At 69.8% G+C, this 16076-nt stretch carries 17 protein-coding genes; 10 read left to right on the top strand and 7 right to left on the bottom strand.

From position 1 onward, the window contains the following. Positions 1–43 precede the first annotated feature (43 nt). From A3Q40_RS11330 to A3Q40_RS11310, 5 genes are all read right to left on the bottom strand, one after another. Positions 44–1180 (bottom strand): Mrp/NBP35 family ATP-binding protein, encoded by a 1137-nt coding sequence (locus A3Q40_RS11330; protein ID WP_068102300.1) that lies wholly within the window; start codon positions 1178–1180, stop codon positions 44–46. Between the two features lie 19 nt (positions 1181–1199). Then, positions 1200–2048, bottom strand: coding sequence for a lytic transglycosylase domain-containing protein (locus tag A3Q40_RS11325; protein WP_068102298.1), 849 nt, complete (start codon positions 2046–2048; stop codon positions 1200–1202). A 110-nt stretch (positions 2049–2158) separates the two neighbouring features. Then, positions 2159–3238 carry a lytic transglycosylase domain-containing protein gene (locus A3Q40_RS11320; RefSeq protein WP_235606276.1) on the bottom strand — a complete coding sequence of 360 codons (1080 nt, stop codon included), beginning with the start codon at positions 3236–3238 and terminating at the stop codon, positions 2159–2161. An 84-nt stretch (positions 3239–3322) separates the two neighbouring features. After that, a complete protein-coding gene (locus A3Q40_RS11315; RefSeq protein ID WP_068102294.1) occupies positions 3323–3895 on the bottom strand; it encodes a DUF1003 domain-containing protein in 573 nt (190 codons plus the stop codon). Next, positions 3888–5165 (bottom strand): magnesium transporter MgtE N-terminal domain-containing protein, encoded by a 1278-nt coding sequence (locus A3Q40_RS11310; protein ID WP_068102293.1) that lies wholly within the window; start codon positions 5163–5165, stop codon positions 3888–3890. The genes A3Q40_RS11315 and A3Q40_RS11310 overlap by 8 nt, the downstream gene beginning before the upstream one ends. A 130-nt stretch (positions 5166–5295) precedes the next feature. On the opposite strand from A3Q40_RS11310, the gene A3Q40_RS11305 reads away from it, so the two are divergent. The 6 genes from A3Q40_RS11305 to A3Q40_RS11280 all read left to right on the top strand — a co-directional run bounded on the left by A3Q40_RS11305 (position 5296) and on the right by A3Q40_RS11280 (position 11197). Next, positions 5296–6204 carry an HpcH/HpaI aldolase/citrate lyase family protein gene (locus A3Q40_RS11305; RefSeq protein ID WP_068106000.1) on the top strand — a complete coding sequence of 303 codons (909 nt, stop codon included), beginning with the start codon at positions 5296–5298 and terminating at the stop codon, positions 6202–6204. A 4-nt stretch (positions 6205–6208) separates the two neighbouring features. After that, positions 6209–6700 (top strand): general stress protein, encoded by a 492-nt coding sequence (locus A3Q40_RS11300; RefSeq protein WP_068102291.1) that lies wholly within the window; start codon positions 6209–6211, stop codon positions 6698–6700. A gap of 183 nt (positions 6701–6883) precedes the next feature. Then, positions 6884–8257 carry an extracellular solute-binding protein gene (locus tag A3Q40_RS11295; RefSeq protein WP_201132841.1) on the top strand — a complete coding sequence of 458 codons (1374 nt, stop codon included), beginning with the start codon at positions 6884–6886 and terminating at the stop codon, positions 8255–8257. After that, a complete protein-coding gene (locus A3Q40_RS11290) occupies positions 8254–9195 on the top strand; it encodes a carbohydrate ABC transporter permease (protein ID WP_068102288.1) in 942 nt (313 codons plus the stop codon). The genes A3Q40_RS11295 and A3Q40_RS11290 overlap by 4 nt, the downstream gene beginning before the upstream one ends. A 3-nt stretch (positions 9196–9198) precedes the next feature. Continuing rightward, positions 9199–10029: a carbohydrate ABC transporter permease gene (locus A3Q40_RS11285; protein WP_068102286.1), complete on the top strand. Its 831-nt coding sequence runs from the start codon at positions 9199–9201 to the stop codon at positions 10027–10029. Positions 10030–10033: 4 nt separating this feature from the next. Then, positions 10034–11197, top strand: a complete 1164-nt coding sequence (locus A3Q40_RS11280; RefSeq protein ID WP_068102285.1) for an ABC transporter ATP-binding protein — start codon at positions 10034–10036, stop codon at positions 11195–11197. 31 nt (positions 11198–11228) lie between these two features. On the opposite strand, the gene A3Q40_RS11275 is transcribed toward A3Q40_RS11280, so the two are convergent. Together A3Q40_RS11275 and A3Q40_RS11270 are read right to left on the bottom strand one after the other, a co-directional pair. Continuing rightward, positions 11229–12077 carry a chromosome partitioning protein ParB gene (locus A3Q40_RS11275; RefSeq protein ID WP_068102283.1) on the bottom strand — a complete coding sequence of 283 codons (849 nt, stop codon included), beginning with the start codon at positions 12075–12077 and terminating at the stop codon, positions 11229–11231. Continuing rightward, on the bottom strand, positions 12067–12789 hold the full coding sequence (locus tag A3Q40_RS11270) for a metallophosphoesterase family protein (RefSeq protein WP_068102282.1): 723 nt from the start codon (positions 12787–12789) through the stop codon (positions 12067–12069). Before A3Q40_RS11270 ends, A3Q40_RS11275 begins: the two co-directional genes overlap by 11 nt. 52 nt (positions 12790–12841) lie before the next feature. Between A3Q40_RS11270 and A3Q40_RS11265 the strand changes: the two genes are divergently transcribed. The 4 genes from A3Q40_RS11265 (at position 12842) to A3Q40_RS11250 (ending at position 16055) form a co-directional block, all read left to right on the top strand. Continuing rightward, a complete protein-coding gene (locus tag A3Q40_RS11265; protein ID WP_235606275.1) occupies positions 12842–13447 on the top strand; it encodes a suppressor of fused domain protein in 606 nt (201 codons plus the stop codon). 13 nt (positions 13448–13460) lie between these two features. Beyond that, positions 13461–14345: a PHP domain-containing protein gene (locus tag A3Q40_RS11260; protein WP_235606274.1), complete on the top strand. Its 885-nt coding sequence runs from the start codon at positions 13461–13463 to the stop codon at positions 14343–14345. Beyond that, positions 14342–14599 (top strand): hypothetical protein, encoded by a 258-nt coding sequence (locus A3Q40_RS11255; protein WP_068102280.1) that lies wholly within the window; start codon positions 14342–14344, stop codon positions 14597–14599. The genes A3Q40_RS11260 and A3Q40_RS11255 overlap by 4 nt, the downstream gene beginning before the upstream one ends. 265 nt (positions 14600–14864) lie before the next feature. Next, the gene (locus tag A3Q40_RS11250) at positions 14865–16055 is read left to right on the top strand and encodes an NAD(P)-dependent malic enzyme (RefSeq protein ID WP_068105993.1); all 1191 of its coding nucleotides are present in this window, start codon (positions 14865–14867) and stop codon (positions 16053–16055) included. Positions 16056–16076 lie beyond the last annotated feature (21 nt).

Below are 16076 nucleotides of genomic sequence, written 5' to 3'. Positions count from 1 at the left end.
TCCCACCGGACGACACCCCACCCCCGTTCTGAGGGGCGCGGGGTCAGAGGTGACGCGTGGTGTCGATGCCGAGGCTCATGCCGGCGAGCCCGCGGCTGCGAACGGACAACTTCTCGGCAACCTCGGTGAGGGCACGAGCGGCCGGAGTGTCCGGTGCGCCGAGAACGATGGGAACGCCTTCGTCTCCGCCCTCGCGCACGGCGGTGTCCAGCGGGATCTGCCCGAGCAGCGGAACCTTGGCACCGACCGCCGTGGTGAGGCGGTCGGCCACGGCCTGCCCGCCGCCGGTGCCGAAGACGTCCATGCGCGTGCCGTCGGGCAGCTCGAGCCAGGACATGTTCTCCACGACACCGACCACCCGCTGACGGGTCTGCAGGGCGATGGCACCGGCCCGCTCGGCGACCTCGGCCGCCGCCTGCTGCGGGGTGGTGACCACGAGGATCTCGGCACCGGGGATCAGCTGCGCCACCGAGATCGCGACGTCACCGGTGCCTGGCGGCAGGTCCAGCAGCAGGATGTCGAGATCGCCCCAGAACACGTCCGCGAGGAACTGCTGCAGTGCGCGGTGCAGCATGGGGCCACGCCACACGACCGGGGTGTTGCCCTGGGTGAACTGGGCGATCGAGATCATCTTCACCTCGTGCGCCACGGGCGGCATGATCATTCGCTCGACCTGAGTCGGGCGCGCATCGGTTCCGAGCATCCGGGGCACCGAGTGGCCGTAGATGTCCGCGTCCAGCACGCCGACCGACAGGCCCTTGGCGGCCATGGCGGCCGCGAGATTGACGGTGACGGAGGATTTTCCGACTCCACCCTTGCCCGAGGCGACCGCGTAGACACGCGTCAGCGAACCCGGCTGAGCGAACGGGATGACCGGCTCCGCCGAATCGCCGCGCAGCGACTTCCGCAGTTCGGTGCGCTGCTCGTCGTTCATGACGTCGAGCTCGACGCGGATCTCGCCGACTCCCGCGACGTCGGCGACGGCGGTGCGGACCCGGTCGCTGATCTCGGTCTTCATGGGGCAGCCGGCGGTGGTGAGGTAGATGCCGACGTCGACCGACCCGTCGTCACCGACGGCGACGCTCTTGACCATGCCGAGTTCGGTGATGGGCTTGCGAATCTCGGGGTCGTTCACACGCGCGAGCGCGCTGCGGACGTCCGATTCGATGACTGCGGGCATACCCCGATGGTATGCGGGCCTAGTGGATGCGAGGCAGGTCGCCCTCGGCCGGAGCGATTCCGGTGGAGTAGGCGACGGACCACGCCACCACGTTGGCGACGTACGCCATCGAGTTGTTGTACCGCAGGATGGCCTGCGTGGCCTGGACGGGATCGGCCATGTTCAGGCCCCCGTCGCAGAGGTACTTGCCGGTGGTCGCGGCGCTGTCGAAGAGGTTCTGCGGATCGGCCTTGCCGTCGCCGTTGCCGTCGGTGGCGTAGCGCTTCCACGTCTCGGGTAGGAACTGCATCGGCCCGACTGCGCGGTCGTAGACCGGGTCACCGTCGAGCTCGCCGCCGTCGGTGTCGTAGATCACGTTGTTGCCGGCCAGGCTGCCGTCGAGACGCGGCCCGAGGATGGGTTCGAGCAAGGTGCCGTCCGGCGCGACCTTGCCGTCGTTGGCGTGCGTGGACTCGACGCGTCCGATGCCGGCGAGGAGGGACCACGACATGTTGCAGCCCGGAAGCGTCTCGTGCAGGATCCGCTCCGCGTTCCGGTAGGCCTCGACGTTGACGGCCGGCACACCCAGCGGATGCGCGACGACGCTCTCCGGGAGGGCGGGGCCGGGATCGACGACGGGTGCAGGTGCGGGCTCGGGCGCAGGCGACGGCGCCTCGGAGCTGGTGGGGGCGGCGACCGGGGTAGCGTCGACGCGGCTCGCGTCCAGCGGCACCTCGTGGGAGGCGGCGCGGGTCTGCAGGAAGGGGATGTCGGCGCCGGCGGCGTAACTGCTGGCGACGGCGATACCTCCCGCGGGGAGCAGGCCGGTCAACGCGATCACCGAGTTCCTGCGTAGTGCGGAAGTCGATTTCTTGCGATGCCGACCCACTGATGTACCTCCTCGCCACTCACCGAACTCGTGATCCGTGAGCGACTGCTCCGACGTGTACGTGCCGGGAGCGAGGGTACCGTATCCGTTGCCGTTCTGTTATCCGGCCGTTATGGAGTGGGGGCGGTGCTGTCCGTGACGGGCGGTGCGGTGGCCGCCTCGGCGGGCGGTGCCGGCGGGCAGAGCAGGCACGGGATGACCGGAAGCTCGAAGGTGGGCAGCGGAGGCAGTCCCTCGATCCCGAACGCCGGCGGTGCAGTGGTGGTTGCGGGAGTCAGCGTCGTCGGCAGCGCGCTCGTCGTGGTCGGATCGGCGCCCGGCGCGACGTCGGCGGCCCCGGGTGCGGCCGCGGCGATCGCGAGCGCGTCCACGGGCGATGGGATCGGCGTTACGTCACCGATGCGTCCGGGGACCGGGCTGGCGCCACCGGAGTAGGCGGCGGACCACGACAGCACGTTCGCGGTGTAGGCAGCCGAGTTGTTGTAGCGCATGACGGCCGCCGTCGCGTCCGCGGCCTTGGTCATGTCGAGACCGCCCGAACACAGGTACTTTCCCGCCGCGGCGGCGGCGTCGAACACGTTGTTGGGATCGGCTTTGCCGTCGTCGTTGCCGTCGGTGGCGTACGCCGCCCACGTCGAGGGGATGAACTGCATCGGTCCCACGGCGCGATCGTGGGTCGAATTGCCGTCCAGCGCACCGCCGTCCGTGTCGGTGATGACCGCGTCGGCCGCCGACCGGCCGTCGAGGGGCGGTCCGAGGATCGGCGTCAGGGTGGTGCCCGCGACGTCGGTCCGGCCGCCGCCCGCGTGACCGGACTCGATGCGCCCGATGGCGGCGAGCAGGTGCCACGGGAGTTTGCATCCGGGCGTCGTCACGGCCGTGCGCGCCTCGGCGGCGCGGTACGCCTGGAGGACGAGTTCGGGGATGCCGAGGGCGCCGACCAGAATGTTCGCGGCCGGTGCCCCGGCCGCCGTCATCGGAGCACCGACGGGCGCGGCCGGCGCCGGGGAACGGAACGTGGTCGCCGACCGCTCGGGCGGATCGACGAGGCCCACCGCGGTGTCGCGGGAGGGCACGGGAGCCGCGGCGACGACGGCCGTGGGGGGTGACGCGAACCGGTTCGCGGAGCTGGGCGTGGCCGCACCGGCCGCCACCGTGACCGCCCCGAGCAGGAGCACGGACGCACTCACGACGCCGCCGACTCGCATACGCACCAACCCCCACCGATCACCGTGCGCGCATTCGACAGGACCCGATGCGCACTGTGACCGAGGTTACCGTCGCGTGTCCTCGTTGTGGTCGAAACGAGTCTGTTCGTCCGGTTCCTCGCCACGTCGACGCGCCTTCTTGCGCGCGCGCTCGTCCCGCAGTGCGGGATCGGCAAGAACCGCTCGGAGATCGTCGAGTTCGCGCCGCAGATAGTCGCGCGTGGCCACCTCACCGACGGCGATGCGGAGCGCGGCGAGCTCGCGCGCCAGGAACTCGGTATCCGCCTTGGTCTGCGCGGCGCGAGCGCGGTCCTCCTCGAGCGAGACGCGGTCGCGGTCGTCCTGACGGTTCTGCGCCAGCAGGATCAGCGGCGCGGCGTAGGCGGCCTGCGTCGAGAACGCCAGGTTCAACAGAATGAACGGGTACGGATCCCACTGCAGGCTGAGCGCGAACACGTTCAGCAGAATCCAGACCACCACGATGATGGTCTGGATCGCCAGATACCGACCCGTGCCGAGGAACCGAGCGACGTTCTCGCCCGTCCGACCGATCGCGTCGACGTCGATGTCCACCCGGAAACGCCGCGAACCGCGCGGGGTGTCCAGCCGCTGCCGCGCGGAGATGCCCCCGTCAGTCATGACCCACGTGCTCCTGTTCGCGCCAGTCGTCCGGCAGTAGATGGTCGAGGACGTCGTCGACGGTCACGGCTCCGATGAGGTGCTCCTCTTCGTCGACCACCGGGCCGCAGACCAGGTTGTACGCGGCGAAATAGCGGGTCACCGCGCCGAGGCCGTCCTCGGGAGACAGGCTCGAGAGCGTCGTGTCGATGACCCCGCCCACCAGGGACGCCGGGGGTTCTCGCAGCAGCTGCTGCAGATGCACGCACCCGAGGTAGCGGCCGGTGGGCGTGGCGGTGGGCGGGCGCACCACGAAGACCAACGACGCCAGCGCGGGCGTCAGGTCCGGATTGCGCACGCGGGCGAGCGCTTCGGCCACCGTCGCCGACGCGCTGAGCACCACCGGCTCCGGGGTCATCAGACCGCCGGCGGTGTCGGGGGAGTGCTCGAGCAGCCGTCGCACCGGCTCGGAATCCTGTGGGTCCATCAGTCGCAGCAGCGCTTCGGCCTCGGGTTCGGGCAGCTCGCCCAGCAGGTCCGCTGCGTCGTCCGGATCCATGGCCTCGAGCACGTCGGCGGCGCGGCCGGGCTCGAGGGTCTGGACCAGATCGATCTGGTCGTCGTCGGGCATCTCCTGGATGACGTCGGCGAGCCGCTGGTCGTCGAGTGCGAACGCGACCTCGAGGCGACGCTTCTCCGGCAGGTCGCGGATCGCGTCCGCCACGTCCGCCGGCCGCAGCCCGTCGAACTGGGCGAGCAACTGCGACACGCCCTGACCGGGCTGCGACAGATCCATCTGCGTCAGACCCTGGACGTTCTGCCAGTCGATGACGTGCATGCTGCCGCGCCGGCCCAGGCGGGTCCGATGCGGCCGGACCGCGACACGCGAGACCACCCAGTCGCGCGAGCGGGTCTGCTCGATCCCCAGATCGACGACGACGGCGTCCACGCCGTGCAGGTCCTCGGCGTCCGGATCGTCGGTGCGCACCTTCGAGTCCAGGACCTGAGCGAGGGCGAGGACCTCGCCGGTGCGCTGCGAGAACCGCCGCATACTGACGTTCCCGGTGGTGAGCGTGACCGACGTGGGTTCGATCGCGGTCACGCGCAGCATGGGCACGAAGATCTTTCGCCGGGTGGCCAGCTCCACCACCAGGCCCAGGACGCGCGGCTGTTGTCGGCCGATACGCACGGTGATCACGATGTCGCGGACGCGACCGATCGACTCGCCGTCGGGTCCGAGCACCACCAGACCCGCGAGTCGGGCAGCGAACACCTTGTTCACAGCAGCCATGGAACGCAAGAGTAGACGGGGCATCCGACCTGCCGAACGGGTGACTAGGGTCGGCGTCGTGACCCTTCTCTCCGACCGCTCGGCGCTGCTACGGCGCTCCGTCCTGGCCGTCCCCGGCAGCAACCCGACGATGATGAGCAAGGCGCGGGGCCTGCCCGCCGACGCGGTGTTCCTCGATCTGGAGGACGCGGTGGCGCCGGCGGCCAAGGTCGCGGCGCGCGCCTCGGTGGTGGAGGCCCTCCGCGCCGACGACTGGGGTCCGCAGCGTCGGATGGTGCGCGTCAACGACTGGACCACGGCGCACACCCTTCGCGACCTGACGGACGTGGTCGGACCGGCGGGCGATCGGGTCGAGGTGATCGTGCTGCCGAAGGTGCGCTCGGCCGGCGAGGTACAGGCGCTGGACCTGATCCTCACCCAGCTCGAGCGCGAGCGGGATCTGCCGGTGGGGCGCATCGGCATCGACGCGCAGATCGAGGACACCCGGGGACTTCTGCACGTCGACGCGATCGCGGGTGCCTCGCCGCGGGTCGAGGCGCTGGTCTTCGGTCCCGGCGATTTCATGGCGGACATCGGCATGCGCACCCTCACCGTGGGTGCGCAGCCGCCGGGCCTCGCGCACGGCGACGCCTACCACCACGTCCTGATGTCGATCCTCGTCGCGGCGCGCTCGCACGGCATCGCCGCCGTCGACGGACCGTGGGTCCAGGTGCGTGACGCGGAGGGGTTCGCGGCCTCGGCGCGGCACGCGGCGGCGCTGGGCTACGACGGCAAGTGGGTGCTGCATCCGACCCAGATCGAAGCCGCGAACGAGATCTTCGCGCCGCGACAGGACGACTTCGACCGTGCGGTCGCGATCGTGGAGGCGTACGCGCGGCACCTCTCGGCGGAGGGCGGGCATCGCGGCGCGGTCATGGTGGGCGACGAGATGGTCGACGAGGCCGGGCACCGGATCGCCCGGGCGGTCGCCGCGGCGGGACGGGCCGCGGGGATGTCGGTCACGGGCGAGGGCACGCCCGATGCTGACCGGGCACAATGACGGTATGACGAATCCTCTGTCGCAGCCGGGTCGGCCCGGTCAGGGACTGCCCACACCGCCGTCGGGATGGCCCATCGGGTCCTACCCCACGTACGCCGAGGCGCAGCGCGCCGTCGACTATCTCTCCGATCAGGAGTTCTCGGTCCAGGACGTCACGATCGTCGGTGTGGACCTGATGCAGGTCGAGCGTGTCATCGGGCGGCTCACCTGGCCGAAAGTCATTGGTGGCGGCATCCTCTCGGGTGCGTGGCTGGGTGTGTTCCTCGGCCTGATCCTGGCGATCATCACCAACACCAACTACTTCAGCGCGCTGCTCGTCGGCGTCCTCGGCGGCGTGGTGTTCGGCCTGATCTCGGCCTCCATCCCGTACGCCGCGACGAAGGGCCAGCGCGACTTCGCCTCGACCATGCAATTGGTCGCCGGTCGGTACGACGTCCTCTGCGAGCCCAAGACCGCCGAGAAGGCACGGGATCTGTTGGCGCGACTGGCCATTTGACCCCGTCGGCGCCCCGCCGCGACCCTCCGTGTACCGAATGGGTCACGGACTTGTCGCAAGCCCCGATTTTCCGCACTGCTGTGGACTAGGTTCCCCTTCGCAGGGAATGCGTGTCCAACGAAGCACACGCTGCGGAGTCGGGGCCCCGTCCGGTGCCTTCCTTCTGCGGCAGAGGAGGCGGTCGTGCCGAAGAGGTACAGGGCGAGGAAACTCGCGGCGACGGGCGCCGCGGTGGTGGTGGCAGGCGGGCTGTTGGCCGGATGTGGTTCGTCCGACGACGGCATCGTGCTGAGTTTCTACACCGCGGCCGACGGCGCCGAGCAGTACGCCGCGGCGGCGCAGGCGTGCACCGAGGCGTCCGGCGGTCGGTATCGCGTGCAGCAGATGACGCTGCCCAAGAGCGCGAACGATCAACGGCTGCAGTTGGCCCGGCGTCTGGCCGGCAACGATCGCTCCCTCGATCTGATGACGCTCGACGTCGTGTGGACCGCGGAGTTCGCCGAGGCGGGGTGGGCTCTGCCCGTGCCGGACGATCTGTCCGCGAAGCTGCAGGACGGATCGGTGCTCGAGGGCCCGCTGGAGACGGCGCGGTGGCTGGACCCGGCCACCGGTGAGCGCACCAAGCTCTTCGCGGTTCCCCTGAACTCCAACACCCAGTTGCTGTGGTACCGGCCGGATCTCGTGCCGAACGGTCAGCCGCCCGCCACGTGGGACGACCTGGTCGCCGTCGCCGGCGAGAACGCGTCGGCAGGACAGCCGGCCGCGATCGGCGTCCAGGCGCGGCAGTACGAGGGCTACATGGTGTGGTTCAACACCCTCCTCGAGAGCGCCGGCGGTCAGGTGGTCGGCGAGGACGGGACGACGCAGAACCTCAACGACACTCCGGAGCACCGCGCGGCGACCGAGAAGGCGCTGTCGATCATCAAGGCGGTCGCGACGGCGCCCGGTGCGGATCCCTCCATCTCGCAGAGCGACGAGGGCACCGCCCGCCTCGGCGTCGAGGCCGGCTCCATGTTCGCGGAGGTCAACTACCCCTTCGTTCTTCCCGGTCTGAAGGAGAACGCCGCGGCCGGTGGCGTGTCGTTCCTGGACCTGTCGTCGGTGCCGGCGGATCAGCAGGACGCCGCGGTGAACGAGGTCTTCCGCAGTGCGCCGTACCCGGCGGTGGTTCCCGGTGAGCCGGCGAAGGTGACCATCGGTGGCTTCAACATCGGCGTCGCCAAGACCACCGAGCATCCCGACGAGGCGTGGGAGGCGGTGGAATGCCTCACGAACCGTGAGAACCAGCGCAACAACGCGGTCGACGGCGGTGTGCCGCCGGTGATTCGGGACCTGTACGACGATCCCGAGTTCCAGGCCGCCTACCCGGCGTGGGAGGGCGTGCTCGGGTCGATCGAGAGCGCCGCGGTCCGGCCGGTCTCGCCCGCGTACCAGGCGATCTCGATCTTGCTGACCGACGCGATGCATCCGCCGCAGTCCATCGACCCGGTGGGTGACGTCGACCGTCTCGCCGACCTGGTGACGCAGGCCGTGAACTCGGAAGGGCTGATCCCGTGACCGCTACCGCCGACACCGCGCGGCCGCACAAGCATTCCAAGCAGGCCGAGGAGGCACGCTCGGAGGGCAAGAAGGCCGAGCGGCGACTGGGACTGCTGCTGGTGGCGCCCGCCGCCATCATGATGCTGGCGGTCACCGCGTACCCGATCATCTACGCGTTCTGGTTGTCCCTGCAGAAGTACAACCTGGCGTTCCCCGACGAGCGGCAGTTCGTCGGCCTGTCCAACTATGTCGCCGTCCTCACCGACGGCTACTGGTGGACGGCGTTCACCGTCACCGTGGTCATCACGGTCATCTCGGTGGCCATCGAGTTCGTGCTCGGTCTCGCGGTCGCCCTGATCATGCACCGCACCATCTTCGGGCGCGGACTGGTCCGCACCGTGGTCCTGATTCCCTACGGCATCGTGACCGTCGCCGCGGCCTACAGCTGGTACTACGCCTGGACGCCCGAGACGGGCTACCTGGCCAACCTGCTGCCCGACGGCAGTGCGCCTCTGACGCAACAGATCCCGTCTCTCGCCATCGTGGTCCTCGCCGAGGTGTGGAAGACGACGCCGTTCATGGCGCTGCTGCTCCTCGCGGGTCTGGCGTTGGTGCCGGACGATCTGCTCAAGGCAGCCCAGGTGGACGGCGCCGGGGCGTGGACTCGCCTGGTGCGCATCATCATTCCGCTGATGAAGCCCGCCATCCTGGTGGCGCTGCTGTTCCGCACGCTGGACGCGTTCCGCATCTTCGACAACATCTACGTGCTCACCCGGGGCAGCAACAACACCGGCTCGGTCTCGATCCTGGGATACAACAACCTGTTCGGGGCGTTCAACCTCGGGCTCGGATCGGCGATCAGCGTGTTGATCTTCTTCTGCGTCGCGATCATCGCCTTCGTCTTCATCAAACTGTTCGGGGCCTCCGCACCCGGCTCGGACACGGAAGGGCGCTGACCCATGGCCGCCACCACCAAGACCAAAGCCGGCTGGTCCGTCGTCAACCTGCTGGTGTTGCTCTACGCGTTGATTCCTCTGGTGTGGATCATCTCGCTGTCCTTCAAGCCGGTCGCGAACATCGCGGACGGCAAGTTCATCCCCACCACGTGGACCCTGGACAACTACAAGGGCATCTTCCAGACGTCGCAGTTCACCAGCGCCCTGATCAACTCCATCGGCATCGGGCTGATCACGACGCTCATCGCCGTGGTCATCGGCACCATGGCCGCGTACGCGGTGGCGCGGTTGGACTTCCCCGGCAAGAAGCTGCTGGTGGGCTCCGCGCTGTTGATCGCGATGTTCCCCCAGATCTCCCTGGTGACACCGCTGTTCGACATCGAGCGTGCGTTGGGGCTGTTCGACACGTGGCCGGGCCTGATCCTGCCGTACATCACCTTCGCGCTGCCGCTGGCGATCTACACGCTCTCGGCGTTCTTCCGCGAGATTCCGTGGGAGCTGGAGAAGGCGGCCAAGATGGACGGTGCGACACCGGGCCAGGCGTTCCGGAAGGTCATCGCTCCGCTGGCCGCCCCCGGCATCGTCACCGCCGCGATCCTGGTGTTCATCTTCGCCTGGAACGACCTGCTGCTGGCCATCTCCCTCACGGCCACCGAGCGCTCGGTCACCGTGCCGGCAGCCATCTCTCAGTTCACCGGCAGTTCCCAGTTCGAGGAGCCGACGGGATCCATTGCGGCTGCCGCAGTGGTCATCACGATCCCGATCATCATCTTCGTGCTCTTCTTCCAACGTCGTATCGTGGCGGGCCTGACGTCCGGCGCAGTGAAGGGATAGACCCATGGCCGAAATCGTTCTCGACAAGGTGACCAAGCTGTACCCGGACGGCGCCGCTGCGGTCAGCGACGTCGACATCACGATCGCCGACGGGGAATTCATCATCCTCGTCGGACCGTCGGGATGCGGAAAGTCCACCACCCTCAACATGATTGCCGGACTGGAGGACATCTCCAGCGGTGAGCTGCGGATCGCGGGAGAGCGCGTCAACGAGCGCGCGCCCAAGGACCGGGACATCGCCATGGTGTTCCAGTCCTACGCGCTGTACCCGCACATGACGGTGCGCGACAACATCGCGTTCCCGCTCACGCTCGCCAAGATGAGCAAGTCGGAGATCAACCAGAAGGTCGAGGAAGCCGCCAAGATTCTCGACCTCGGTCAGCACCTGGACCGCAAGCCGTCCAACCTCTCCGGCGGTCAGCGTCAGCGCGTCGCCATGGGTCGCGCGATCGTCCGCAGCCCCAAGGCCTTCCTCATGGACGAGCCGCTGTCCAACCTCGACGCCAAGCTGCGCGTGCAGATGCGCACCGAGATCGCGCAACTGCAGAACCGGTTGGGTACCACCACCGTCTACGTCACCCACGATCAGACCGAGGCCATGACCCTCGGGGACCGGGTCGTGGTGCTGCGCGGCGGTCTGGTGCAGCAGATCGGCTCGCCGCAGGAGCTCTACGACCACCCGCGCAACCTGTTCGTCGCCGGCTTCATCGGCTCGCCGTCGATGAACTTCCTCCCCGGCACCCTCACCGACGCCGGGGTGCGCACCCCGCTCGGCGACATCGCACTGGACGGCGAAGCCCGCCAGAAGGTGGCCGGCAAGAACGCGAAGGGCGAGGTGGTCGTCGGCATCCGGCCCGAGCACCTCGAGGACGCGGCACTCATGGAGTCCTACCAGCGGATCGACGGCAGCACGTTCTCCGCCCGCGTCGACGTGCTGGAGTCGATGGGGTCGGACAAGTACGTGTACTTCTCCGCCGAGGGCCCCGGCGTCTCCTCGCGTGAACTGGACGAGCTCGCCGCAGACGCCGGCACGGACGTCACCGGTCAGCTGGTCGCCCGCGTCGCCGCCGAGTCGCGTGCCCGCATCGGCGAGAAGATCGACCTGTGGTTCGACCCGCGTCGGGTGCAGGTCTTCGACACCGAGTCCGGAGCCAACCTGACGCTCTGATTCCGTGAACCAGGACGACGCGCCCCACTGATCAGCGGGGCGCGTTGTCCTTCAACTGGGCCAGGATCTCGTCGTTCCAGATGTGGCTGCGCACCAGGCGATACCGCTCGCGCGCCACCCACATGTACGCCTCGGCGTCCGTGTGACGGGTCAGCATCCCGCCCACCGAGCGCACCATGCGGACCACGGGCAGGAATTCCTCGCCGAACCACCGACGCGCGACGGTCCGGCGATCGACGAACTCGCCGAGTTCCTGCATCAGGCGAAAACCCCACGCCTCCACCGCATCACTCAGTTCGGCGTACTGCCACGGATCCGTGAACTCGATCGCGTCGCGCGATTTCCCCGTCAGCGGCACCCGGCTGAGGAAGATCCGGCGGTGGTCCTTCACCAGCAGGTCCCCACGGCTCGAGATGCCGTCGGGGGAGATCCGGGTGACGATCTCCGTCACGTACGCCTCGATGGTGCTGTGGTGCATGGCGCACGCGATCGACACGCGGTGGTGACCGTCGATGACGAAGTGCATCGGACCCACCCGATAGACCTGGATCGGCGGCATGGACTCACCGCGACGCCACGCCGTCGCCAAGCGTTGCCAGCGCTCTCGCGTGCGCGCCGACGTCGGGCGGAAGTAGCGGTCGAAATCGCGGGTGCGATCGACACTGCCGACGATCGAATCGACGCGGATCACCTCCAACCCGAGACGTCGCTCACCCATTCGGCCGAGGGCGGCGACCACCTCGTCGAACGGCAGGATGGTGTTGACGTCGTCGGGCTGCCGACGGAGCCACCCGACCAGGCGCGCCACGTCCGCGCGGCGACGCTGGCGAGAGAAGTCGTTCTGCGCGTCGGCGGCGGGGAATCCGGTGTCACGAACCATGGCGGCGTCTTTCGATCACGGGCGGCTCCGTGCCGCCGGGGGTCAAGGTGAACAGGGCGTAGCCCACGGTGTTGAGCACCAGCGCGCCGTGCAGTTCGTGGTCGACGGGCCGGGTGCCGTGCGGGTGGACGTGACCGTGGACCAGCAACTGCGGCCGGAGCTTCTCGGTCAGCGTGTGCAGGCAGCGGAAGCCGCGGTGCGGTGCGTCGTCGCCGTCGCCGACGCCCGCCGGCGGGCTGTGGGTGAGCAGGATGTCCACCCCGCGAGAGGACCCGTCGGCGTCGGTGGTCCGGCGCAGTCGTGGATGCCAGGCGTCGGTGCGCACCAACGTGCCCGACCGTCGCCGCTGCTGCTGCTCGGTCCACTGATTCGGCCCGTTGCGGTAGCGAATCGACCCACCCAGACCGGCGATGCGCAGCCCGGCGGCGGCGACGATGCGCCGGTCGGCGTTGATCGCCCCGCTGGGACCCGGCCACGACGTGGGCAATCCGGCGCGCATCCAGCCGACGCGGCCCGCCGAGTAGCCGGTGAGATCGGCGTCGTGGTTGCCGGGCACGAACACGCAGGGCGCGTTCGAGACGTTGGTCAGGTGCTCGAGGTACGCGAACGGCAGATCGCCGGCGCCCAGCACCAGATCGACCTCGAAGGGCAGCCGTCGGGCGTTCCACAGTCCCTCGACGACCTCGTCGGACACAGTCAGGACTCGCACCACGCAGACGACCGTACCGGGCGCGTCGGCACGCGGGTGGTTGTATGGAGCGGTGGTGGACGACGCGGGACGCACCCCGATCGAGGCAGTACGAGCACACGTCTCGCCCCGGTGGGGCGGCGCGCCGGTGACGGCGTCGCGCACGTTCCTCGGTCTCGAACCCGTCGACGTCCTGCTCTTCGGTCACGCATCGGACGGGCTGCTGCGCCTCGTCAGCGTCGGGTGTGCCCGACACCCGATGACCGACCCGACGGCGGCGCTGACCGACCCCGTGCGCGGACCGCGGGCGGAGCTGGTTCTGACGCTGCGCCTGGCCCATCCGTCCGTCACCGACGTCTGGAAGACCCTTGCCGTGCTGGCCGCCGCACCCGCGGTGGAGGGGGTCGTCCTCACCACCGACGCGCTCCTCGACGCCGGGGAACCGCTGTGGCCGGGCGCCCCGTTCACCGCCGTTCTGCTGGGGGAGTCGGACGTCGAGGACCTGCCCCTGGCCGAGCCGATGGACCCCGTGCGCTTCCTCGCCGCCGTCCCTGTCACCGCCACGGAGGCCGCCTGGGTCCGACTGCGCGGAGCCGACGCGTTGCGCGAGGCCTGGGCCGAGGCCGGGATCGACGTGCGCGACCCCACCCGGACCGCGGCCACCCTCGGTCCGGCGGGCTGACAGACTGGGCCCCGTGTCCGACTGCATCGACCTGCACACCCACAGCACCGCGTCCGACGGCACCGACAGCCCGGCCGGTGTCGTCGAGGCCGCGATCGACGCCGGGGTCACGGTGCTCGCGCTGACCGACCACGACACCACCGCAGGGTGGGCCGAGGCCGAGCAGGCCGTGCGCACGCGCGCCGACGCGCCGACGTTGGTGCGGGGGATGGAGATGTCCTGCACCGGCCGGGGCGAGGACGGTGACCCGGTCACGGTGCATCTGCTCGCGTACCTCTTCGACGCCGACGATCCGGCGCTGAAGGAAGAACGGCGGCGACTGCGTGAGGAGCGAGAACTGCGGCTGCGCAGGATGATCGGCAAGATGGCGGCCGCCGGGTACGACGTCGACGCCGACGCGATCCTCGATGCCGCCGGTCCCAGCGCAGGGCGTCCCCACCTCGCCCGCGCGCTGGTCGACCTCGGCGTCGTGTCCACGGTGGGCGAGGCCTTCGAGGACCTGCTGAAGACCGGTGGGCGGTTCTACGTGGAGAAGACCGACACCCCGCTGGACGACGCCGTCGCCATGATCGCCGCCGCCGGCGGCGTCTCCGTGATCGCCCACGCCAGGGCGCGGAAGCGCGGTCGACTCCTGCATCTCGACCACATCCTCGACCTCGCGCGGAGTGGGGTGCTCGGCGGCCTCGAGGTCGACCACCCCGATCACGGCCCGGCCGACACCGAGTTGCTGCGCGGTATCGCTCGCGAGCACGGCCTGATCACCACCGGATCGAGCGACTACCACGGCACCAACAAGACCACCCCGCTCGCCGCCCGCACCACCGACCCCGAGCAGTACGCCATGCTCCTCGACCGGGCGACGGGCATCGACGTGGTGCTCCCGGGGAGCAGCCGATGAGGGCGCTCAGCGGATCCGTCACGGCCGGACTGGTGATCCTCACCGCCGTCGTGATCGCCGCCGCCGTCATCGGTGACGACCGAGGATTCCCGGGCCCCGGTACCGCGACCGTCGCCTGGCACGTGGTCGCCGTCGTCGCCGCCCTCGTCCTCCAGCACCTCGCCGACCACCGGACCCGGGCTCTGTCCGTCCTCGGCTCCCTCGGCGTCCTCGCCGTCGCCGGGGCTCTGCTGTGGACGCAGTGGTGGAACTGACGCGGAGCGTCGCGGCGGAACTGACGCGGAGCGTCGCGGCGGAACCGACGGGGCGCGTCGCGGCGGAACTGACTCTCGGGTAACAAGGCCGTCGTCGATCTGGCACACTGGACCCACTCGTAGCGCCGCCACCCGCGGCGTGACAGCGCGCGGCCACCGCCGCGCCGCCCCGCTCGACACCCGCCGCCAGGGTTACCGATCACCGGTGTGCGCCTCGATGCCGATCACGTCCCGTGTCCCGACACGCTTCCGCGAGGAGTTCGCCATGACCGCTGCGCCCGAATCCGCCGGTACCTCCACCGCCGACATCACCGACGAGGAGATCTTCCTCAGCCACGTCGGCGGCAAGCTCGACGTGGGCGTCACCGCTCCCCTCGAGACGGTCCGCGACCTGTCCATCGCCTACACGCCGGGGGTGGCGAAAGTCAGCCGCGCCATCGCCGCCGACCGCGATCTGGTGAACCAGTACACCTGGACCGAGCGGCTCGTGGTGGTCGTCAGCGACGGCTCCGCCGTTCTCGGCCTCGGCGACATCGGTCCCCGTGCCTCCCTGCCGGTCATGGAAGGCAAGTCCGCCCTGTTCAAGAAGTTCGGCGGGCTCAACTCCATCCCGCTGGTGCTCGACACCGGCGACGTCGACGAGATCGTCGAGACCCTCGTGCGGTTGCGCCCCAGCTATGGCGCGGTGAACCTCGAGGACGTCTCCGCGCCGCGCTGCTTCGAACTCGAACGCAAGCTGATCGACGCCCTCGACTGCCCCGTCATGCACGACGACCAGCACGGCACGGCCATCGTGGTGCTCGCGGCACTGCAGGGGGCGGCGCGCGTGCAGGGCCGCGGCCTCGCGCCGCTGCGGGTGGTCATCTCGGGTGCGGGGGCCGCCGGTGTCGCGTGCGCCGACATTTTGCTGGCCGCGGGTGTGGCCGACGTGGTCGTGCTCGACTCGCGCGGCATCGTCGAGTCCGGTCGTGACGATCTGACTCCGGTCAAGACCGACCTCGCCGCCCGCACCAACCCGCGCGGCCTGCGCGGCGGAACCGCCGAGGCCCTGGCGGACGCCGACGTCTTCATCGGCGTCTCCGCCGGCACCGTCGCCCACGAGGCGATCGCCTCGATGGCCCCGAACTCCATCGTCTTCGCCCTGTCCAACCCGGATCCCGAGATCCACCCGGATGACGCGCGTCGTCACGCGGCGATCGTCGCCACTGGACGCAGCGACTTCGCGAATCAGATCAACAACGTGCTCGCGTTCCCCGGTGTGTTCCGCGGAGCGTTGGACGCCGGAGCGCGGCGTATCACCGAGAACATGAAGCTCGCCGCGGCCGGGGCGATCCTGTCGGTGGTGGGCGACGACCTCGCGCCGGATCGCATCGTGCCCAGCCCCCTCGACCCTCGGGTGGCGCCGGCCGTGGCCGCCGCCGTCGCCGAGGCGGCTCGACGGGATGGCGTGGTCTGATCCGGTCCGCCGACCCCGCGC

The organism is Rhodococcus sp. PBTS 1 (assembly GCF_001620025.1).
GTDB classification, from domain to species: Bacteria; Actinomycetota; Actinomycetes; order Mycobacteriales; family Mycobacteriaceae; genus Rhodococcoides; species Rhodococcoides kroppenstedtii.
This window is presented reverse-complemented; position numbering and strand designations above follow the sequence as displayed.